This is a genomic window from Henriciella sp., from assembly GCF_029936995.1.
Classification (GTDB): domain Bacteria; phylum Pseudomonadota; class Alphaproteobacteria; order Caulobacterales; family Hyphomonadaceae; genus Henriciella.
Map to the genome: position 1 here is coordinate 71,850 of NZ_JAPYRE010000007.1, position 19,489 is coordinate 91,338.

General features: G+C 58.8%; 20 protein-coding genes. 7 read left to right on the top strand and 13 right to left on the bottom strand.

All coding sequences use genetic code 11. The features are described 5' to 3' along the window. Positions 1-27 precede the first annotated feature (27 nt). Positions 28-879, top strand: coding sequence for a TauD/TfdA family dioxygenase (locus tag Q1K31_RS14455; RefSeq protein WP_300380996.1), 852 nt, complete (start codon positions 28-30; stop codon positions 877-879). A 53-nt stretch (positions 880-932) separates the two neighbouring features. Here Q1K31_RS14455 and Q1K31_RS14460 read toward each other — a convergent pair whose 3' ends face one another. The 9 genes from Q1K31_RS14460 to Q1K31_RS14500 form a co-directional block, all read right to left on the bottom strand. Next, the gene (locus Q1K31_RS14460; protein WP_300380999.1) at positions 933-2,972 is read right to left on the bottom strand and encodes a S9 family peptidase; all 2,040 of its coding nucleotides are present in this window, start codon (positions 2,970-2,972) and stop codon (positions 933-935) included. A 72-nt stretch (positions 2,973-3,044) separates the two neighbouring features. Further along, a complete protein-coding gene (locus Q1K31_RS14465) occupies positions 3,045-4,511 on the bottom strand; it encodes a Do family serine endopeptidase (RefSeq protein WP_300381002.1) in 1,467 nt (488 codons plus the stop codon). Positions 4,512-4,584: 73 nt separating this feature from the next. Beyond that, positions 4,585-6,021, bottom strand: coding sequence for an MFS transporter (locus Q1K31_RS14470; protein ID WP_300381005.1), 1,437 nt, complete (start codon positions 6,019-6,021; stop codon positions 4,585-4,587). 24 nt (positions 6,022-6,045) lie between these two features. Beyond that, positions 6,046-6,336 (bottom strand): putative quinol monooxygenase, encoded by a 291-nt coding sequence (locus tag Q1K31_RS14475; protein ID WP_300381008.1) that lies wholly within the window; start codon positions 6,334-6,336, stop codon positions 6,046-6,048. Positions 6,337-6,428: 92 nt separating this feature from the next. Beyond that, on the bottom strand, positions 6,429-6,815 hold the full coding sequence (locus Q1K31_RS14480; RefSeq protein WP_300381010.1) for a RidA family protein: 387 nt from the start codon (positions 6,813-6,815) through the stop codon (positions 6,429-6,431). Positions 6,816-6,878: 63 nt separating this feature from the next. Continuing rightward, positions 6,879-7,676, bottom strand: a complete 798-nt coding sequence (locus Q1K31_RS14485; protein ID WP_300381013.1) for a crotonase/enoyl-CoA hydratase family protein — start codon at positions 7,674-7,676, stop codon at positions 6,879-6,881. Positions 7,677-7,831: 155 nt separating this feature from the next. Continuing rightward, positions 7,832-8,989, bottom strand: a complete 1,158-nt coding sequence (locus tag Q1K31_RS14490; protein ID WP_300381016.1) for an acyl-CoA dehydrogenase family protein — start codon at positions 8,987-8,989, stop codon at positions 7,832-7,834. A gap of 116 nt (positions 8,990-9,105) precedes the next feature. Then, the gene (locus Q1K31_RS14495) at positions 9,106-10,302 is read right to left on the bottom strand and encodes an acyl-CoA dehydrogenase family protein (RefSeq protein WP_300381019.1); all 1,197 of its coding nucleotides are present in this window, start codon (positions 10,300-10,302) and stop codon (positions 9,106-9,108) included. A gap of 125 nt (positions 10,303-10,427) precedes the next feature. Further along, entirely contained in the window at positions 10,428-11,432 is a 1,005-nt protein-coding gene (locus Q1K31_RS14500) for a nicotinate-nucleotide--dimethylbenzimidazole phosphoribosyltransferase (protein WP_300381021.1), read from the bottom strand. A gap of 109 nt (positions 11,433-11,541) precedes the next feature. On the opposite strand from Q1K31_RS14500, the gene Q1K31_RS14505 reads away from it, so the two are divergent. After that, positions 11,542-11,754 carry a DUF1289 domain-containing protein gene (locus tag Q1K31_RS14505; RefSeq protein ID WP_300381024.1) on the top strand — a complete coding sequence of 71 codons (213 nt, stop codon included), beginning with the start codon at positions 11,542-11,544 and terminating at the stop codon, positions 11,752-11,754. Continuing rightward, positions 11,751-12,287: a TIGR02281 family clan AA aspartic protease gene (locus Q1K31_RS14510; protein ID WP_300381027.1), complete on the top strand. Its 537-nt coding sequence runs from the start codon at positions 11,751-11,753 to the stop codon at positions 12,285-12,287. Before Q1K31_RS14505 ends, Q1K31_RS14510 begins: the two co-directional genes overlap by 4 nt. Here Q1K31_RS14510 and Q1K31_RS14515 read toward each other — a convergent pair. Beyond that, a complete protein-coding gene (locus Q1K31_RS14515; RefSeq protein ID WP_300381030.1) occupies positions 12,274-13,098 on the bottom strand; it encodes a sulfite exporter TauE/SafE family protein in 825 nt (274 codons plus the stop codon). The two genes, Q1K31_RS14510 and Q1K31_RS14515, sit on opposite strands and share 14 nt — an antisense overlap. Continuing rightward, on the bottom strand, positions 13,098-14,099 hold the full coding sequence (dusA, locus tag Q1K31_RS14520) for a tRNA dihydrouridine(20/20a) synthase DusA (RefSeq protein ID WP_300381033.1): 1,002 nt from the start codon (positions 14,097-14,099) through the stop codon (positions 13,098-13,100). Before dusA ends, Q1K31_RS14515 begins: the two co-directional genes overlap by 1 nt. A gap of 110 nt (positions 14,100-14,209) precedes the next feature. On the opposite strand from dusA, the gene Q1K31_RS14525 reads away from it, so the two are divergent. Next, positions 14,210-15,265, top strand: a complete 1,056-nt coding sequence (locus Q1K31_RS14525; RefSeq protein WP_300381036.1) for a site-specific integrase — start codon at positions 14,210-14,212, stop codon at positions 15,263-15,265. A 227-nt stretch (positions 15,266-15,492) separates the two neighbouring features. Continuing rightward, the gene (locus Q1K31_RS14530; RefSeq protein WP_300381039.1) at positions 15,493-15,630 is read left to right on the top strand and encodes a hypothetical protein; all 138 of its coding nucleotides are present in this window, start codon (positions 15,493-15,495) and stop codon (positions 15,628-15,630) included. Positions 15,631-15,913: 283 nt separating this feature from the next. Here Q1K31_RS14530 and Q1K31_RS14535 read toward each other — a convergent pair whose 3' ends face one another. Together Q1K31_RS14535 and Q1K31_RS14540 are read right to left on the bottom strand one after the other, a co-directional pair. Next, the gene (locus tag Q1K31_RS14535; RefSeq protein ID WP_300381042.1) at positions 15,914-17,242 is read right to left on the bottom strand and encodes an ATP-binding protein; all 1,329 of its coding nucleotides are present in this window, start codon (positions 17,240-17,242) and stop codon (positions 15,914-15,916) included. Beyond that, entirely contained in the window at positions 17,239-17,898 is a 660-nt protein-coding gene (locus Q1K31_RS14540) for a winged helix-turn-helix domain-containing protein (RefSeq protein WP_367187595.1), read from the bottom strand. Before Q1K31_RS14540 ends, Q1K31_RS14535 begins: the two co-directional genes overlap by 4 nt. A gap of 85 nt (positions 17,899-17,983) precedes the next feature. Between Q1K31_RS14540 and Q1K31_RS14545 the strand changes: the two genes are divergently transcribed. Both Q1K31_RS14545 and Q1K31_RS14550 read left to right on the top strand, forming a co-directional pair. Then, positions 17,984-18,790 carry a TlpA disulfide reductase family protein gene (locus Q1K31_RS14545; protein WP_300381047.1) on the top strand — a complete coding sequence of 269 codons (807 nt, stop codon included), beginning with the start codon at positions 17,984-17,986 and terminating at the stop codon, positions 18,788-18,790. Continuing rightward, complete coding sequence (locus tag Q1K31_RS14550; protein ID WP_300381050.1) at positions 18,787-19,473, top strand: DsbA family protein; 687 nt, start codon at positions 18,787-18,789, stop codon at positions 19,471-19,473. The genes Q1K31_RS14545 and Q1K31_RS14550 overlap by 4 nt, the downstream gene beginning before the upstream one ends. Positions 19,474-19,489 lie beyond the last annotated feature (16 nt).

The window sequence follows — 19,489 nt, forward strand, 5'->3', positions numbered from 1 at the left end:
GTAGAATGTCTTCTGGAGGACACAAGAATGACCCTAACCATCACGACAAGCGGGCAGGCTTGTGGCGCGAGCGTACGCGGTCTCGACCTGTCGGCACCGCTGGATGAATCGACCATCGCAGAGATCCGCACCGCCTGGCTGGAGCATCACGTGCTCGCCTTTCCGGACCAGAAACTCAGCGATGACGACCTCGAACGCTTCACGCAGTATTTCGGCCCGTTCGGCGAGGACCCGTTCATCGCGCCTATTCCGGGCCGCGAGCATATCATTGCCGTGAAACGCACCGCCGAGGAGACCGGGCCGGTCTTCGCAGAGACCTGGCACACCGACTGGAGCTTTCAGGAAACCCCGCCCGCAGGGACCTGCCTCTATGGCATCACCATCCCGCCCGTGGGCGGCGACACACTTTTTACCAATCAGCACAAGGCACTGGCCGAGATGCCTGATGAGCTGCGCGAAAAACTCGAAGGCAAGGTGGCGATCCATTCCGCGCGCAATGGCTACAGCGCGAAGGGGCTATATGGCGAAAATGATGCCGGGCGCAGCATGGACATCCGCTCCTCTGATGACGCCATGGCGACCCAGCGCCACCCCCTCATTCGCAAACACCCGGAGACAGGCGAGGAGGGCCTGTTCGGGTGTGCAGGCTATATCATCGGCTTTGAGGGCATGGGCGAAGAGGAAGGCTTTGCCCTGCTGACGGAGCTCTATCGCTGGCAGACACGGCCGGAATTCCAGTACCGCCACAAGTGGCAGCCGGATATGCTGCTGATGTGGGACAACCGCTCCTGCCTGCATATGGCGACTGGCGGCTATCAGGGCCATGACCGCCTGCTCCACCGCACGACCATCGGTGCGCGTGAGCGCGTGGCGGCGTAAGAGGCCGCCCCCCGGAGCGCGCTAGGCGCGTCCGGGATGGCGGAGAATGTCCCCTACTCTGCCGAGGCTTCCTGTATGCCGCCTGTCGCTTCCGGCGCTTCGCCCTTCAGATAGGTGTCGAGAAAATCGACATAGGCTTCTGAAGCAGTGATGCGGTTTTCACGCTTCTGGAAGCCGTGGCCTTCATCGGGGAAGACGATGTATTCCACCGTCGCCCCATTTACACGAGCCGCTTCGACCAGTTCGTCACTTTCCACCTGCAGTACACGTGGATCGTTCGCCCCCTGAATGACGAGCAACGGCTTTTCGATGTTTTCGGCATGGAATAGCGGGGAAATGCTGCGCAGGCGTTCCTTGTCAGTCGCCGGATCGCCCATCTCGTCATAGAGCGCGTCGCGAAACGCGCCCCACCATGGCGGGATGCTTTCCAGCGTCCGTACCCAGTTCGTGACACCAAAAATGTCGATACCGACATCGAACACTTCGGGCTCGAAGGTCATGGCGGCAGCCGTCATGAAGCCGCCATAGGAGCCGCCGATGATGCCGATCCTGTCTGGATCGATGCCTTCAACACCTTCGAGATATGTCCGTGCCTCGACGATGTCCTGGAGGTCCTTGCCGCCATGATCCTGGTCGTCCATGTGAAAGAAGGTCTTTCCGTAGCCGGACGATCCGCGGTTGTTGGCCGCCAGCACCGCATAGCCGTGATTGACGAGGTGCTGGATGGTGGCGGAGTAGCCGCGTGTGCTTTGCCCGCCGGGACCGCCATGCACCCAGACCAGTGCCGGGACCGGAGTGTCGGCGGAGGCCTGCTTCGGCTTGTAGAAGACGGACGGGATTTTCACACCGTCGAAACTCTCATAGCGCACGATCTCGGCGCTCACGAGATCTTCCTCATCAATCTTCGCGGGCAGTGCATTGGTCAGCCGCGTCGCCTGCCCGGTCTCAAGATCGGCCGTGTACAGATTGAACGGTGATGTATCGGTGTTCACCCCGAAGGCAATCGAGCTTTCGTCACGGTTGAAGCGGACCTGACCGACTTCGCCATCAGGGATATTCTTCAGCTCGACCGTCTCACCAGTCTGATTGTCCTTGATCGTCAGCTCGGTTGTCGCATCCGCATTGATGGCAGAGACAAGGTAGCGCCCCGCCGGGCTGTCGAAGACATATGAGACATCCCAGTCCGCCTCGATGAGTGGACTACGCTCGCCGCTGATCAGACCGTATGTCCAGGCCTGGTTGAACTCGCCAAACTCATTTGTGGCATAGATCAGGCGTTCGCTGTCGGCGGTGAAGTCGTAAACACCATAGGCAATGTCGCCCATATGCTCGGTAATCAGCTGTGGCTTGTGATCTCCGGCCACGAAATCGACAATATAGATATTGGAGTCGGCATTGGTGCGCTCCTTGGTCAGCGCCAGCCAGCGGCCGTCCGGGGAGATGTCGGCGATTTCCTTGCTATCATTCTCGAAGATCATCTCGCGGGAATAGTCATCTGCGCTGTAGGCGTAGAGATCATTGGTCTCCGGATCGCGCTCATTGGTCTGGACGTAGAAGACCTCGCCATCGTCGCGCCAGCCGAGAAACCGCGCACGGACTTCTTCGCCAGGGGTCAGATCGGTCAGCGTGCCGTCGGCCTCGCGGACATAGACATGATATATCTCGTTGCCGCCCGTGTCAGAGGTGACGATCACGCGGTCATCCTGCGGGAAGAAGGACTGGGCATAGACCGCGTCATCATCCGACTCGGTTAGCGGGGTGACGTTGCCGGCCGCGTTCAGGGTAACGGCGTTGAAGATGCCTGTCCTGTCCGTGGAGGCAAGAAGATCGCCATCATCATGGGAGAAGATAAAGCCGTTGGAGGCGCCGAGATTATAGCTCGTGGTCTGGTGGAAAAGCGCTGCCGGATACTGCTTCACCGTGTCAGGGGCCGGCAGCGCCGCAGATTCTGCGTCCGGTTCCGGCATGCGCTTGATCTCTTCCTGCGGTGAGGTGACCGTGGAGTCCTCAACCTTCTCCGCAGGTGTCTCATTCGTCGCGCACGCCATGACCAGCCCGGACGCGGCAAGCGCGAGTGTCCATCTCAAATCCATGAATCCCTCTCACAATCTGAATTGCCGCAAAGGCTAGCAGCCATTTTTCAGGATAGCGAGAGAGGACAGGACCTAGAGCCGCACTGTGCCGCTGATGCGCCGGCCATTCCGGTCGATTTCGATCGCCCAGGCCGAGGTGTCGGCGTCCAGCGCTGTCTGCAGGTCGTCCATGGTCTTGATGGCAGTGTCATTGATCGCGACAATCAGGTCTCCGGGGCGCACGATCTGCCAGGCATAGGCGCCGCGCAGGATACGGGTCACGAGGATACCGCTCGCAAACGGGTCACGCCCCATCTCCTCGGCCAGGCGCGGTGACAGTTCAGCCACCTCGGCGCCGGAGAAGGGGTGACGCCCATCCAGCACTTCAAGCTCTGCCTTGGTCGCCCCCGGTGGCGGGGCGAGCGTGACCTTCACGATTTCTGAATCACCACCCCGCAGGACCTTGAGTTCCGAGCGCTCACCCGGGGACCGCGTGGCGGCAAGGAATTTCAGGCCATTTTCATCAAAGACTTCCCGCCCGTCGATCTCGGTGATGAGGTCGCCGCGCGACAGGCCGGCCTTGTCAGCCGGGCCATCGTCAAAAACTTCGCTGACCATGACACCGACAGGCCGGTCGAGCCCTTGTGACTTGGCGATATCATAGGTCACCGACTGAGCTTTCAGCCCAAGCCAGGGACGCACGATACGGCCTTCGTTCACAGCCGCATCAACCACGCGCTGCACCATCTCGGCGGGGATGGCAAAGCCGATCCCGTTCGATCCGCCCGAGCGCGAGAAGATGGCGGTGTTCACACCGACCAGCTCAGCTTGCGTATTGATCAGTGCCCCTCCGGAATTGCCAGGGTTCACGGCCGCATCGGTCTGCAGGAAGAAGGAATAGTCCGACACGCCCACATCGGTACGCGCGGTCGCGGAGATGATGCCTGTCGTCACCGTCTGGCCAACACCGAACGGGTTGCCGATAGCCAGCACAATGTCACCGACTTCGGTATCGCGCGTATCGGCGTAATTAACCGTCGGCAGGGGTTCGCCCTCGGTATCTATACGTAAGACGGCAAGGTCTGTGCGCTCATCGGAGAGGATCAGTTCGGCTGCGTATTCCCGCCGGTCTGACAGCACCACAAGCAACTCATCGGCATCTTTCACGACATGGCTGTTGGTCACGATCACGCCGTCATCGGAAACGATGACACCGGAGCCGAGCGAATTCTGAACCCGTTCACGGGGAGTACCGAAAAACTGCCGGAAGACCGGGTCATTCGCGAAAGGGGACGCGCTCTGGCGCACCACCTTCTTGGAATAGACGTTCACCACGGCTGGCGAGACCTGTTTGACGAGCGGAGCATAGGAAAGCTCAAGCTCGGCGCGGCTCTGCGGCACACGTTTATCTGGGGTGAAGAAACTGCTCGCCTCCTCTGGCGAGACCTTGTCCTGGGCATCAGCACCGCCAGCCGGAAAGAGTGGGCTGAACACCACGGCCAGCAAGGCAAGTACGGCAAGCAGGCTCAGCAGGAGAAGCTTGGAAACATGTCGGGTCATGGTGTTGGTTTGCATCATGAAAATGGCTCTATTGCGGCGCGCTCATGAGTGCAATCGGGCAGGCGATGACAATTCAGTCAGCTTCCGGGGCAGCACGTGACCTCAGCGTCTCCAGGTTTTCGGCATGAACATCACGATTGATGCGATAGAACATGAGTGAACAGATCATTGCCACCCAGATGAAGAACAGGCATGGCGCATACCAGGCCCCGAGACGGAATACGGCTTCATCCGATACCTGGCCGGGCTGGGCGCTATCGGGAAAGCTTGCCAGGGTCAGGATGAACGTGGCCATCATGATCCCCACCCCGGAAACCAGTTTCCGGATAAAGCTGATTCCGGCGAAGAAAATACCTTCCGAGCGCCGGCCTGTCCGCACTTCACTTTCTTCCACGATATCGGCAATCATGGAGGCCATCAGCGTCTGTGTCGTGATGATCAGGGCCGTATCGATAATGCTGGTGACGATTATAATGCCGAAAAGCAGATCGGTGCCATTATCGGGCATGACGCCTATCAGGCGTAGAAACACTGGTGCCGGGGTCATCGTGAAGGCGATCGCCCCGACGATGATCGCTCCCTTCTTCTTGCCGATCGTTTTCGACACGATTGGCGAGATGAAAAGCGCCATGAAAGCCGAGAGGAAGACCGAAAAGGTCAGCAGCGAGGTCTGATCTGTGGTGAATTCCCAGAAAAAACCGTTGATGTAGTAGTTCAGCGAAGATGCAATCCCGCTGGCGAGGAAACCAAAGAAAGCCGCGACAAACAGTGCGGCGAAAGAACGCGAAGCGACCGTCTCTGCAATTTCGCGCATGATCGTCAGCGGCGTCATCTTGCGCGGGGGCGGCGAAGGTTTGAGATGCGGGATGTGTGAGTGCGTGCCGAGTGCGCTGATAAGTATGGCGCCGCCAATCATGCACGCCGCCAGCAAACCGTAGGTATTATAGCCCTCGACATTGAAAAAGCCGCTCGGATCGGCCTCGGTCGCGGTCAACAGATAGCGAAGGGCGAAAAACGCCACGAAAATCCCCCCCATCCAGGCAAAGAAATACCTGTAGGAAAGATAGGAGGTGCGCTCGTCATAATCGTCGGTCAATTCTGCCGCCAGAGCCGAGCTGGGCACCTCGTAAAGCGTGATCAGCGTGCGCACCAGAATGGAAATGACAACGAGATAGGGGAAAAGTTCATTGCCAGTGAGCGCTTGAGGAGGATTCCAGACGAAGTAATAGGCAAGCGCGACCGGCACGGCGGCCACATACATGAACGGATGCCGCCGCCCCCAGCGTGTCTTCACATTGTCCGACCAGTAGCCAACAAGTGGATCGGAAAAGGCGTCGAAAACCAGCGCGATCATCAACGCCAGGCCGACAAGCGGTGCCGACACTCCGAGCACCTGCGAGTAGAAGATCAGGACAAAATAGTCGAACCCGTTGGCCTTGATGCCGCTGGCGGCAGCGCCAACGCCATAAGCGAGCTTCGTACCAAAGCCGGCTTTACGCGGTTCGGACATCAGATTCGGCTTTCCGTCAGGGGTCTATTCGACGATGTCGTACTGCTCGATCTCGGGGCGCCCGGCGAGACAGGCGCCGAGCTTTGCCCCTGCCGCCTTGAAGTAATCGGTCTGACCATGCGCTTTCAGCGCGTCTTCGCTGGAGTACTGCTCCATGAAGATATAGACCTGCGGATCGGATTTGGACTTGTAGAGCTGATAGGTCAGCGTGCCCGGCTCATTCGCCTTGACCTTGGCCATCAGATCTTTGCCGATGTCTTCGAACTCCGCGTTCTTGCCCTCGGCGATTGTGAGTTTGGCGACAACTCCGATCATGAATTCCTCCGCAATGCTTTATATCTTTATCAATATGACAATAACCAGCTACATTCATTGTACAAGGCTTTACGTCGCGGCGGATGAGCGGATTATCCCCGGAAAGCTGTGACCTCGATCTCGATTTTCATTTCCGGCGCGATCAGGCCGGCCACAACCATGGTCGCCGCGGGGCGGATATTACCAAGATGGTGTCCGAGGACCGGTTTCAGCGTATCCAGCAGGCCCGCATCCGTGACGGTGTACTGGACGCGCACAATATCCTCCATCCGGAATCCGGCATCAGACAGGACAGAGCCGATTGTGGCGAAGCAGACCCCGGCCTGGGCGGCCGGATCTTCCGGCATGGACATTGTGGCATAGTCATATCCGGTGACCCCGGCGACAAAACACCAGTCGCCCTGAACCACGGCCCGCGAATAACCGATCTCCTCCTCGAAGGGAGAGCCGGTCGAGATGAGGCGGCGGTGCGAGGGCATGACAGATCCTTCCAGGCAAAGAAGACCCGCCATTTATCCGCGATTCCCGCCACGCCGGACAGGCTATTTCCCTTCAAATGTCGCCGTGCGCTTTTCGAGGATAGCATTGACGCCTTCCATGTGATCCTCGGTTTCGTGCATCAGCGCCTGCGAGGCGGCGGAGAATTCCATCATGGTTTCATAGGACGCGCTCTGGCCGTGGCGCAGGAGGGTCTTGGCGAGGCGCAGCGCCTGCGGCGGCTGGGCGGCCATGCGGCCGGCGAGCGCATTGGCTTCTTCCATCAGGGTATCGCCGGAATGCACATCGGAGACGAGCCCCCACTCCTTCGCTGTTTCCGCGTCGATGACATCGCCTGTGAAGAGAAGCTGGGCGGCGCGGGAATTGCCGACAATGCGCGGCAGGAGCCAGGCCCCGCCATCGCCGGGAATGAGGCCGAGCTTGAGGAAGGTCACGCCGAACTTCGCCTTCTCGGCAGCAAGGCGCACATCCGCCATGCAGGCAACATCACAGCCAAGCCCGATGGCCGCACCATTGACCGCCGCAATCAGCGGGGTTTCGAGATTGTAGAGCGACTTTACCGCCAGATGGATGTTGCGGCGATATCCATTGCGCACCTCGTTCGGGCTGCCGCCGAAAGCGCCCGTCTTGTCACGCATCGCCTTCACATCGCCACCCGCCGAGAACGCCTTGCCTTCGCCGGTCAGGATGGCGACGCGGATCTGCGGATCGGCCTCGATCTCAGCGCAGGCGGCGGCGACTTCCGTGCCATCGCCTTCCTGGCCGAGCGCGTTCATCATCTCCGGACGCGTCAGCGTCAGCGTGGCGATGGGGCCGGATTTCTCAAGTTTGATGACGGACATGGATGGGCGCTCCCGATAAGATGTTTCGTGAATGATCTGACGATGTCTATGACAGGGTGAGCACTGGCCTGTCGAGACCAGCGCGTAAAGTTAAAAGCCCCATCCTGCACGCGGGCAGGACGGGGCTTTCGGTATACGTCTTGTAGAGCTGGTCCCTACTCGGCGGCGACCTTCTGGCCTTCGCCACTGAGCGCGGTGTAGCGGCGCATATGATAGTCGACATTGCCGAATTCGCTGTCGATCATGGTCAGGCGCTTGAAATAATGGCCGATGGCCAGCTCATCCGTCATGCCCATGCCACCATGAATCTGGACGGCTTCCTGACCGACGAAACGCCCGCCCTGGCCGATGCGCACCTTGGCACCGGAGACAGCTTTCTTGCGGGCCACATCGTCTTCATCGAGCTTGAGGGTGGCCATGTAGGTCATGGAGATGGACTGCTCATGCTCCATGAACATGTCGACCATGCGGTGCTGGAGCACCTGGAACTTGCCGATGGCGACGCCGAACTGCTTGCGCTGGCGGGAATATTCCACGGTCATGGTCTGAGCGACGCCCATCGCGCCGGTGGCCTCGGCACAGACAGCGGCTGTGGCTTCATCAACGACACGCTCGATCAGCGGCAGGGCCTTGCCCTCCTCTCCGATCATCGCGTCGGCAGGCACAGACACATTCTCGAAATAGACTTCCGAAGCCCGGCGCCCGTCCACGGTTGGGTAATCGCGTGTGGTGATGCCGTCTGCGCCCTTCTCGACGATGAAGACCGAGATGCCATCCCTGTCGCGGCGTTCACCGGATGTGCGGGCCGTCACGATCAGGTGGCTTGCCCATGGTGCGCCGATGACAACTGCCTTGTGGCCGTTGAGGACATAGCCGCCGCCATCTTTCCTGGCAGTGGTCTCGAGGTCGTGCAGGTCGTAGCGCCCGCGCGGCTCGGCATAGGCGAAGGCGAAGACGCTTTCCCCGCCGATGATCGCGGTGAGATGTTCTTCCTTCTGGGCGGCCGTGCCTGCGTGTTTGAGAAAACCACCAGCGCAGACCACGGTTGGCACATAGGGTTCAACAACGAGCGCCTTGCCGAACTCTTCCATGATGATCATGGAGTCGATCGCGTTGCCGCCAAGACCGCCATCATCCTCGGAGAAGGCCGCGCCGAGAAGCCCGAGTTCTGCGAATTGCTGCCACATCTCCGGGCGCCAGCCTGTATCGCTCTCGGCGACCTTGCGGCGGGTCTCGAAATCGTACTGATCGCGCAGCAGCCTCGCGAGACTGTCGCGGATCATTGTCTGTTCTTCTGAAAAATTGAAATCCATGTGTTTCCCTCCCCGGCCGTCCGGGTTCATCCTTATTGTTTCGCTGTGTCCTCGAATGAAGCGGCAGCGCTATGCCGCCGCCTCATTGTCGTTTTCGTACCTGTTTCCGGCGCGCCCTAGAGCCCGAGGATCATCTTGGTGATGATGTTGCGCTGGATTTCGTTGGAGCCGCCATAGATCGACGTCTTGCGCATGTTGAAATAGTTCGGCGCTGCCTGGTGGGCATACTCCGGGCCGATCGGGAATTCGTTGGAGCCGTCTTCCGGGAAGCCGCGGAAATATGGATGGCCATAATGACCGACAGCTTCCAGCGTCAGCTCTGTCAGGCGCTGCTGGATCTCGGTGCCCTTCACTTTGAGAATGGAGCTTTCCGGCCCCGGCCCCTTGCCCTGCGCTTCACCAGCGAGCGTGCGCAGCTCGGTGAACTCAAGCGCGGTGAGGTCAATCTCCAGCTGGCCAATCTTACGCAGGAACTCGTCATCCTGGATCAGCGGCCTGCCTTCAAGCAGCTCGGTGGAGGCAATCTCGCGCAGGCGTTCGACGCCACGCTTGGACCGGGCAACCCCGGCAATGCCGGAACGCTCATGCGCAAGCAGGAACTTGGCATAGGTCCAGCCCTTGTTCTCTTCGCCGACAAGGTTCTCGACCGGCACGCGCACATCGGTCAGCCAGGTCTCGTTGACCTCGTGGCCGCCATCGATGGTCTTGATCGGTTTCACCTCGATGCCGGGCGTATTCATGTCGGCGAGGATGAAGGAGATGCCTTCCTGCGGCTTGGAAGCGTTCGGGTCTGTCCGGCAGAGGAAGAAGCCCCAGTCGGCATGCTGGGCCAGCGTCGTCCAGGTCTTCTGGCCATTGATGACATAGTGGTCACCATCGCGAACGGCTGTGGTTTTCAGAGAAGCGAGGTCAGACCCGGCGCCCGGCTCGGAATAGCCCTGGCACCACCACACCTTGCCTTCGCGGATACCGGGCAGGTGTTTGGCCTTCATTTCCTCGGAGCCGAACGTGTAGATCACGGGGCCGACCATGGAGACACCGAAAGGCAGCGGCATGATTGTGTCCATGCGTGCATTTTCTTCCGACCAGATATACTTCTGGGTCGGCGTCCAGCCTGTCCCGCCATATTCTTCTGGCCAGGACGGCACGGACCAGCCCTTTTCACCGAGAATCTGGTGCCAGGCGAGCATGTCATCCCTGCTGAGATCCTCACGCGCACCGACGCCGCGGAGATGCTTGGGATAATTTTCCTCGATGAAGGCCCGGACCTCCTTGCGAAACTCGACTTCCTCCGGGGTGAATTCCAAATTCATGGCTTGATCCTCACGATTGTCTTTTTGTGTCTGTTGCCGCCCTTGTGCCTGCATGAAGGCATGAAAGCAAGTTGACGCGCACGTCAACGTAAACTGTGTCGCAGGGCACCCTTACAGGCAGCCTGTCAGCTGGCTGGCTGCCCCAGGAATGGCGCGCAGGCCGTCTGCAGGACGCCTACCGCGGCGGCCGAGCCCATGCCGCCACCGGTATTGAATTCGAATGGCAGCAGCGGGCGCATATCGATACGTTCGAGAGCGGCCTCATGCGCGGGTCGCTTTGTCACATGACCCGGCAGGACATGCGCCACGGCTTTCGGATTGATGGCGTGGACGACACCGGCGGCTATGGTTGTGGCAAAACCGTCCAGGACGACCGGCACGGACTGGATGCGCGCGGCGAGGATAGCCCCGACACAGGCGGCAAGCTCACGCCCGCCAAGACAGCGGAGGGCTTCCAGCGGATCATCAAGATGCCCGCGATGTTTCTTGAGGGCTGCATTTACCAATTCAGTACGGGCCGCGCTGACTTCACGCGGTGTATGCGGGCCGGGACGAACCCAGTAATCCGGTGTTCCGCCATATAGCGCGCAGGCAACAGCCGCCGCCGATGTACCAATACCAGCGCCAAGAACCCCCAGGGCCAGGACATCCGGCTGACCTTCCAGCGCTTCGAAACCATAGGCTATTGTCGCCGCACATTCACGCTCGGTCATGGCGGGAGACTCGGTGAAATCGGCTGTCGGCTGGTCAAGGGCAAGTTCGAAAATACGGATATTGGCCCCGACCTGTGTCGCGATCGCCGAGAGTGGTGCCTTGCCGCCACGCAGGGACTCGACCCGGGTTTTCGTGCTCGCATCGCTTGAGAGAGAAATCTTGTCGCCGACAATCCCGTGTGCGCCCGCAAACAGGGCCAGTGTCGCATTCTCTATGCGCGGCGGATAACGCCCCTGCCAGCGCGCCAGCCATTCGGCTGCCTCGCCCAAGCGGCCGAAATCGCCCTCACGCCCCATCTCGAGCAGGGCTTCACGTACGGATTTCGACGGTGCCTCGTCAGGCTCGACCCGGCGCATGGCCAGATCGCGAACATCATCGAATGGCGTTGCAGAAGACGCTGCGTCGCTCACTGGCATACCTCACACTTCAGAATTGGCGCAAAGCGCCTGAAACACCGATTGAAGTCAATGAAAGATTCGTGATTTTTTCCTATCAATACCATATTGAGCCCCTATGCAGGAGAGCATGCAGAAAAGCGTGAAACCCATAGAGACCCCCTGCCGCAAGGTTTGCGCGGTGGACGGCCAGACCGGGCTGTGCCTGGGATGTGGCCGTACGCTGAAGGAAATCGGCGGATGGTCAGGGCTGAGTGACACCGACCGCAGGACTGTCATGGAAGAGCTGGACGCGCGCATGGAACGGCTGAAGAAGCTCGGCAAACTCGGGCCTGCGGCATGAGTGCGCGGATCATCTCGATGTTGCTGAGCGCCTGCGCAGTTGCAGGGGCCGTAGCTGTGTTTGTTGCCCCCGAACTCGAACGAGCCTCACAACAGGAGACATCGGACGCCCCTGCTGCGACCGTCAACACAGCGACCCCTGAAGCTGAAGATAAGAGCCGGTCACGACAGGCCGTCCTGTCAATCCGCGATGACGGCCATTACTGGGCCCGCACGCTGGTCAACGACAAGGCCAGTGTGGACTTCATGGTCGATACCGGCGCCAGCACAGTCGCCCTGACCCAGGAGGACGCGCGCAAGATGGGCTTCGATCCGGAGCGCCTCGACTATAAATGGGAGATACGCACGGCTGGTGGGGTAACTTATGGCGCAAGCGTCGTCATCGACTCCATCAAGATCAACCAGGTTCACGTGAAGAAGGTCAATGCCATGGTCCTGCGTGAGGACCTCTCCCAGTCCCTGCTTGGCATGAGTTTCCTGCGTGAGCTCTATTCCTACGAATTTCGTGGTGACCGGCTGATCATCCGGCAATAGTCTTCCAGATCATTCGCGCAGACACGACGACCAGAAGCACACCGAACAGCTTTCTGAGCAATGCCGCATCTAGCTTGTGCGCAAGGGCCGCACCGAGCGGCGCCATTGTGACAGTGAATGTCGAAATCAGGAGGAAGGCCGGGGCATTGACGTGGCCGATGGAAAACGGTGGAAGGCCATCGCGTCCGATGCCGTTCGCAACCGCCACCATGGCGCCGGGAAAACCGATAGCCACGCCGAAACCGGCTGCTGTTGCCACCGCCTGGTGGATCGGGCGGCCACAGACCGTCATCAGGCTGACCCCAAACGTGCCGCCACCAATGCCCATAATGGCCGACAGCGCGCCGAGCATACCTCCAAGGCCGATACGCGGTGTGCCCTTGGGAAGGTCCTCGGCCAGCTTCCAGGTCGGCCGGCCGAAATAGAGCTGCATGGCGAGGATGAGCAACATCGCACCGAAGAAGAAGGTCAGCCCGTCCTTGGAAACGAAGCCGGCGATGAGCTGGCCGAGGACGGCGCCGAGCATGATCCATGGCGCCCAGCCCCGAATGATCGCCCAGTCGACCGCCCCGCGGCGGCTGTGCGCCATGACAGAGCGGACCGATGTCAGGATGATCGTCGCGAGTGAGGTTGCCACAGCGACATGCATGGCCGTTTCGCCATAGCCGAGCGCGGTGAACAGGAAATAGAGCACAGGGACGATAATCGCCCCGCCGCCAATGCCGAAGAGGCCTGCGGCCAGCCCGGCGACACCACCGGCAACGATGAGCGAGACAATCAGGACGCCATACTGAGCGAGAAAATCAGCCATCAGGCAGCTACAGCTTCAGGCGCAACATGCTCGAGCGCTTCATCAAGCACCTCAAGCCCTGCCCCGGTCTTCACCGCCTTTTCCGACAGGGTCCGCCGCCAGGCCCGCGCGCCCGGCTGGCCAGCAAAAAGGCCCAGCATATGACGCGTCATGGAAGACAGTTTCACACCGTTGTCGAGCTGCCTGGCCATGTACGGACGATAGGATGCAAGCGCGGCCAGGCAGTCTGACATCTCGATGGCATCATCCCCGGTCCCGGTCCCGATCAGCCTGTCAGCCCGCGTCAGCAGCCCCGGCGTCTGATAAGCGGCCCGTCCGAGCATGACACCATCGAACGTCTCCAGGTGAGCTTCGGCTTCCGCCATGGTCTTGATGCCGCCATTGAGGATAACGGAAAGGTCTGGACGCTCGGCCTTCAGGTCTGCAACAAGGCCATAATCAAGCGGCGGAATGTCCCGGTTCTCCTTCGGGCTGAGGCCGGAAAGCCAGGCCTTGCGGGCATGGACAGTAAACACCTCGCAGCCCGCATCAGCCACCTGATCGACAAAACCGAACAGCGTCTCGCGCGGCGGGTCCTCATCAACGGCAACCCGGCACTTCACCGTGACCGGTATGGAAACCGCCTCGCGCATCGCCGTGACACATGCTGCGACCGTCGCCGGCTCCTGCATCAAACAGGCCCCGAACCGGCCGGACTGCACCCGGTCGGACGGGCAGCCGCAATTGATATTGACCTCATCATAGCCGAACTCTTCCGCAATCCGGCTGGCCTCGGCCATCTTCTGCGGGTCGGAGCCGCCAAGCTGAAGCACCACCGGATGCTCGTCTTCACTGAACCCGATGAGACGCTCGCGATCGCCGTGGATCACCGCATCGGCCGTGACCATCTCCGTCCACAAGAGCGCCTGTTCCGACAGGGAACGATGGAACATCCGGCAATGACGGTCCGTCCAGTCCATCATAGGCGCAATGGAAAATCTATAGGGTTGATTTATATGCATTTTTTCAGTAACTTCAGTGGACTAAATCGAGAACGTGTGCACTTTTTTGGATGAATTTGCACACGATTGTACCGGTTTTGATCTCTCGGTGCACACGGAGCGCACACGAAATGGCGACGATTGTTAAACTTCCTTCCGGAAACTGGCGGGCCCAGGTCCGGCGTAATGGACGCTACGTGTCCAGGACCTTCAAACGCCGTCGTGACGCCGGACAGTGGACGGTCGACATGGAGCGGCGCATCGACCGCGGCGAAAGTGTCTCCAAAACCCGTCCCAGACATCTCAATACCCTTACCGATCTCGTCGACCTCCACATTGCGGACATGTACGACTCCCGCAAGCCCCTGCGTCGCTCGAAATCCTACTCGCTGAACAAACTCAAGCAGGATATCGGTCATATCCGGATTAACCAGATCGACCGGGAGACGATTGTCGATTTTGGACGCCATCGGTCTATTGAAGGCGCCGGTCCGTCGACCATTGGCATGGACATCTCCTATCTGAAAACCATTCTTCTTCATGCCAAGGCCGTTCACGGCGTTCACACACCCGTAGAAGAAGTCCAGCTTGCCAGGGTCGCTCTCAATCGGCTCGGGCTGATCGGCAAAAGCCGTGAGCGAGACCGTAGACCAACGCAGGAAGAACTGGATAAGCTGTTTGCATTTTTCGATGCCAACACTCGTTACTTGGCTCCGATGAGCCGGATCGTTCGTTTCGCTGTCGCAACGGCTATGCGCCAGTCCGAAATTTGCTCCTTCGAATGGGATGACGTGGATATGAGGCGGCGGATTGTAACCGTGCGCGATCGCAAAGATCCGAGACAGAAGGATGGCAATCATCAGAAAGTGCCACTTGTGGACCTGACGGGATATGATGGCTGGGCCCTCATAAATGAGCAGCGCCGGCATAATAACAACATCGGACGGGTCTTCCCCTACAATCCCCGGACCGTCGGCACCGCTTTCCGCCGCGCCTGCGCCGACCTGGGAATTGACAATCTCCACTTCCACGACCTTCGTCACGAGGCGACAAGCCGTCTGTTCGAGGCTGGTCTGGAAATCCAGCAGGTCGCGCTCGTGACCGGGCACAAGGATTGGAAAATGCTGAAGCGATATACGCACCTCACGGCAGACTCGATTGTCGCTTTGGGGGACAAAAGCTCTTAATCTCTGAAACGTACTAGCGTCATACGCAGTAGAGCAGCGGGACTAAGTGATAATAGATCATTCCCACTCGGCGGGCGGAGAGATTTTCTATTTAAAATCGAATACTTGAATAGATTCCTTGGAGTACTGCCACTGGTTTCGGCTAATCCCCCTAAACAAATTCGATTATACTCGCCGGTTCAAAACAACGAACTTTCCTTATTTGGCTGCGCGCCTCGAACTCGATCATGATCTCTCGTTATCAGAAGATAAGAGGCAGGAATCTCGTCACATCAACCTCGATTGTCGACATTCCCAAGCGCATCGATCGCAACTATCCGAGCGACTTCTTCTTTCCAGATGGTGCAGACGGGACGGAACGCTAGGCGCCTGACGAAACCGCGACTGAAAATTTAAACGGTGGCGGTGATGATTACCATCAGAACCAGCCGATACCTTTATCACGTCCTTCTAAATGACCGCATTGCCGAGAATGTACACATTCTTTTGCCAAGGAAGCAGGCAGGCGTAACGATGATCAGAACAATGGACATCTTAAGTATCACGCCGACCAGCTCATCACGGTCTATATCCCGTTTGCCGCATTGACCAGGGCAGGTCGTTTTCCAAGATGCAAGGTACACGAGCAATGGACCTGCAGCAAAGTATTCACGATCTAATTATCGATTTTGGAAGACTGATAACGGCCAAAAGCCCACCAGCTTGGCTGTGCATCAGCTCAAGATGCCCGTCCAATGCTTCGAGAGCGGTCTCTACAATTGAAAAACCGAGCCCCGTTCCCGTCTCACTTGCGGAAGAACCACGTTCAAAACGCCTTCTCAACGTTTTACGCTTGTCTGGCGCAATGCCTGGACCGCTGTCTTCAATATGGATTTCGAAACGGCTTCCCGCACGACAGCGAATACTAACAGTCTGGCCATATCCCCCGTAGATAATCGCATTTTCAACGAGATTTCCGATGGCAAGCCTCAAAAGATCCGGGTCTACGCACAGGCAATAGCTGCAAGGTTGCTTCATATTGAGAACGGCATCGCGCTGTTGAGCCAATGGATGCCAGTCGTCCAGGATTTCTCCCAAGAGGCTGTCCAGGCTGACTTCGCCTACGGGGGTATAGCTTTTTTTATCCTGTAGTCTCGCCAGTACAAGCAGCTGCCTGACCAGTCGGCCAGTTCGATCCACGGCCCTTGAAATTCGCACGAGCGCTGACCGTCGCATATCCGGGTCACTCGTGCGGGCCGCAACTTCAGCTTGGGCCTTCAGTCCCGCCAGCGGCGTCTGCAGTTCATGTGCTGCATTGGCCACAAAATCCCGCTCGGACCTGCGAGCGGCTTCAAGCCGCGAGAAAAGCCGGTTCATGGCGTTCACCAAGGGTTCGATTTCCGCCGGAACCTTCCCAACAGCAATCTCGGCGGCATCATCGGCAGAGCGCTCCTCGATCGCCGCTGCAAGCCAGCGAACCGGGCGCAGTCCCCTCGCAATACTGAACCAGATCATGACGCCCAGAAAAATCAGGCCTGCGATTGCCGGCAGCAATAGTCCGGCAAGCATGTCGCGCAACAACATCCGGCGCACGCGCAGCTTGTCCCCCACCATCACGCGAAGACCACGTTCAGTGTCAATATGTGTATATATGCGCCACCGCTCCTCTTCGATAACACGTTCACTGAAGCCGGATTCAACGACAGCAAGTGGACGCGTAGGAGCTCCGGCGGACCGCCCCACCAAGGCGCCATCAAGTGTCCAGATCTGACAGGAGAGTTGACGCGAATAGGAAGAGAGATCCTGAACACCGGAGGCATCACGGCGCGGACCGAGATTGAGCGCGGCCACCATCCGCGCTGCTTCGAGAAGCCTGCTGTCGAGTACGTCCTGAACCTCCTCACGCGTCGAGACGATTGTCCAGGTTGCGGCGAGCGTCCAGACAAGCGTGGTGGCGAGGGTGACCAGTACGAAAAGCCGTCCCCTAAGTGACCTCATGGTATAGCTATCCTATAGCCCTGCCCCCGCACCGTCTCGACCCACTTGCGCCCAAGCTTCAATCGCAGGTGATGAATGTGGACCTCGACCGCGTTACTTTCGACTTCCTCCTGCCATCCATATATCCGGTCTTCCAGTTCGTGCCTGGAGAATACCTGGCCGGGGTGACCTGCAAGGGTTTGCAAAATCGCAAACTCGCGTCGCGAGAGCGGCACCAGAACACCATCGAGGCGTGCTTGCTTGCCGGCTTCGTCTATGAACAGACTGCCAACCTCGATGCCCGCTTCTGCACGCCCATGAGATCGGCGAAGCAGTGCTCGCAACCGCGCAGACAGTTCTGCCAGAGCGAAGGGCTTTCCAAGATAATCATCCGCACCGCTATCGAGACCGCTGATGCGTTCGTCGATCAGGTTTCGTGCCGTAAGAAGTAGTATCGGCAGCTCAACACCACGTTTCCGCCACTGCTTCAGAAGCTCAAGGCCTGAGCCGTCAGGCAAACCGATGTCAAGGATGATAGCATCATGACTGGAGGCCAGAACGGCCGCATCTGCCGCCTCACAGGTCCCAACAAGATCCACTTCAAAGCCATCAAGCTTTAGCCCTTCAACAAGGCCGTCCTGCAGAATTTCATCATCTTCAACAACGAGTAAGCGCATCATGATTTCCAAGACTTCGTGGACCTTAAAGCAGCCTTAAGGCGGGGATAAGCTCCCCTTAAGGACAGACGCAGATGGAGACCATGTGACCGGTACTTTAAACATAGGCCCTTTCGTCCTGACGTATGACAGGCTCCTGGCACTTGGCCTGATCCTGATATTGCTCGTACTTTCTGAATTCCTGTCGCGGCGCAGCAATAGCAAGCTGTCGACACATGTCTGGATAAGCCTACTTGTAGGTGTCGGCGTTGCGCGGCTCGCTTATGTGTTGCTCAACTGGTCCGCATTCGCTGTTGACCCCTGGACGATAGCAGCCATCTGGCAGGGTGGTTTTCTGCTCTGGCCGGGCGCAATAGCGGCAGCTGGCGCGCTTTTGCTCTTCCAGGGGCTGCATCGCGCCAGCCTGATGCTGACAGCAGCAATTGCCGTTCTGGCACTGACCTTCAGCATTACCAATGCGGCCTTGCTTGCCGCCGAGCCAAAACCGCTGCCGAAGGGCCTAACCGTAACCAGCCTGGACGGCAACCAAGTCAGTCTCGACACGTTGGAAAGCCAGCCATTCATTGTAAACCTCTGGGCGACATGGTGTCCTCCCTGCCAGCGGGAGATGCCCATGCTGGTCGATGTTGCTTCGACCTCGAGCGTGCCCATTCTTCTCGCCAACCAGGGAGAGACACTGGACACGATCCGGCGCTATCTCGACCGGAAGGGCTTCGATACCGGCGCTGTGTGGCGCGATCCCGATTACAGCCTACAGTCCGTGACGGCTTCACCCGTCCTCCCAACGACCTTCTTCGTCGACCAGTCCGGCATGGTCACTCACATACACACCGGCGAAATCTCCCGCGCCGCACTCAAGAAACAGATCAGGAAACTGGAGAAGACCCGATGAAACGAACACACATTGTTGGTGCTGGTGCTGCAGCTTTTATAGCCACCGGCCTCTACCTCGCGACCGAGATGCCGATGACTTCTCCGGCAACGGCGGAGGAAAGCACGGAAGAGGCAGGCACCCCCGACAGCGATCAGAAACGTATTCTTGCCGACATCCAGAATGATCCACTCGCCCCGACCGTCGAGCCTGAAAACTACGACGTCACCATTGTCATGTATTCAGACTACCAGTGCCCTTATTGCCGGAGGATGCATCCGGCAATTGAGAGTGTTCTCGAAAGTGATGACAAGGTGCGTGTCGTGTATCGTGACTGGCCAATCTTTGGCGGTCCCTCCGATCGGGCAGCCAAGGCCGCAATAGCCTCCCAGTATCAGGACATGCACTTGGAGTTCCATGATGCTCTGATGACCTCCAGCGGCAGCTTTACACAGGCCACAATCCGCCAGGCCGCTGACGAGGCTGGTGTCGATTGGGAACAGCTGGAGTCAGATATGCAGACCCATAGCGATGAAATCGATGCGCTTCTGGACCGTACGCGCGCCCAAGCCGCGTTGTTAGGCTTTCAGGGCACGCCCGGCCTTCTTGTTGGATCCAATCGTATTCCAGGAGCCGTCGATGAGGCCATGTTGAGAAATGCAATCGAAGCGGTGCGTACGGAAAGCGAGTCTAGCAATGATTGATCAGTTCACAGCTCTG

Bases quoted from the DNA above. Each gene is read 5' to 3' on its own strand.
- Q1K31_RS14505 (WP_300381024.1), top strand. From the start codon at position 11,542: ATGCAGAAAAGCGTGAAACCCATAGAGACCCCCTGCCGCAAGGTTTGC.
- Q1K31_RS14535 (WP_300381042.1), bottom strand. From the start codon at position 17,242: ATGAGGTCACTTAGGGGACGGCTTTTCGTACTGGTCACCCTCGCCACC.
- Q1K31_RS14475 (WP_300381008.1), bottom strand. From the start codon at position 6,336: ATGATCGGAGTTGTCGCCAAACTCACAATCGCCGAGGGCAAGAACGCG.
- Q1K31_RS14455 (WP_300380996.1), top strand. From the start codon at position 28: ATGACCCTAACCATCACGACAAGCGGGCAGGCTTGTGGCGCGAGCGTA.
- Q1K31_RS14480 (WP_300381010.1), bottom strand. From the start codon at position 6,815: ATGCCCTCGCACCGCCGCCTCATCTCGACCGGCTCTCCCTTCGAGGAG.
- Q1K31_RS14485 (WP_300381013.1), bottom strand. From the start codon at position 7,676: ATGTCCGTCATCAAACTTGAGAAATCCGGCCCCATCGCCACGCTGACG.
- Q1K31_RS14495 (WP_300381019.1), bottom strand. From the start codon at position 10,302: ATGAATTTGGAATTCACCCCGGAGGAAGTCGAGTTTCGCAAGGAGGTC.
- Q1K31_RS14525 (WP_300381036.1), top strand. From the start codon at position 14,210: ATGGCGACGATTGTTAAACTTCCTTCCGGAAACTGGCGGGCCCAGGTC.
- Q1K31_RS14500 (WP_300381021.1), bottom strand. From the start codon at position 11,432: ATGCCAGTGAGCGACGCAGCGTCTTCTGCAACGCCATTCGATGATGTT.
- Q1K31_RS14530 (WP_300381039.1), top strand. From the start codon at position 15,493: ATGATCTCTCGTTATCAGAAGATAAGAGGCAGGAATCTCGTCACATCA.
- Q1K31_RS14510 (WP_300381027.1), top strand. From the start codon at position 11,751: ATGAGTGCGCGGATCATCTCGATGTTGCTGAGCGCCTGCGCAGTTGCA.
- Q1K31_RS14550 (WP_300381050.1), top strand. From the start codon at position 18,787: ATGAAACGAACACACATTGTTGGTGCTGGTGCTGCAGCTTTTATAGCC.
- Q1K31_RS14465 (WP_300381002.1), bottom strand. From the start codon at position 4,511: ATGACCCGACATGTTTCCAAGCTTCTCCTGCTGAGCCTGCTTGCCGTA.
- Q1K31_RS14540 (WP_367187595.1), bottom strand. From the start codon at position 17,898: ATGCGCTTACTCGTTGTTGAAGATGATGAAATTCTGCAGGACGGCCTT.
- Q1K31_RS14490 (WP_300381016.1), bottom strand. From the start codon at position 8,989: ATGGATTTCAATTTTTCAGAAGAACAGACAATGATCCGCGACAGTCTC.
- Q1K31_RS14460 (WP_300380999.1), bottom strand. From the start codon at position 2,972: ATGGATTTGAGATGGACACTCGCGCTTGCCGCGTCCGGGCTGGTCATG.
- Q1K31_RS14515 (WP_300381030.1), bottom strand. From the start codon at position 13,098: ATGGCTGATTTTCTCGCTCAGTATGGCGTCCTGATTGTCTCGCTCATC.
- dusA (WP_300381033.1), bottom strand. From the start codon at position 14,099: ATGCATATAAATCAACCCTATAGATTTTCCATTGCGCCTATGATGGAC.
- Q1K31_RS14470 (WP_300381005.1), bottom strand. From the start codon at position 6,021: ATGTCCGAACCGCGTAAAGCCGGCTTTGGTACGAAGCTCGCTTATGGC.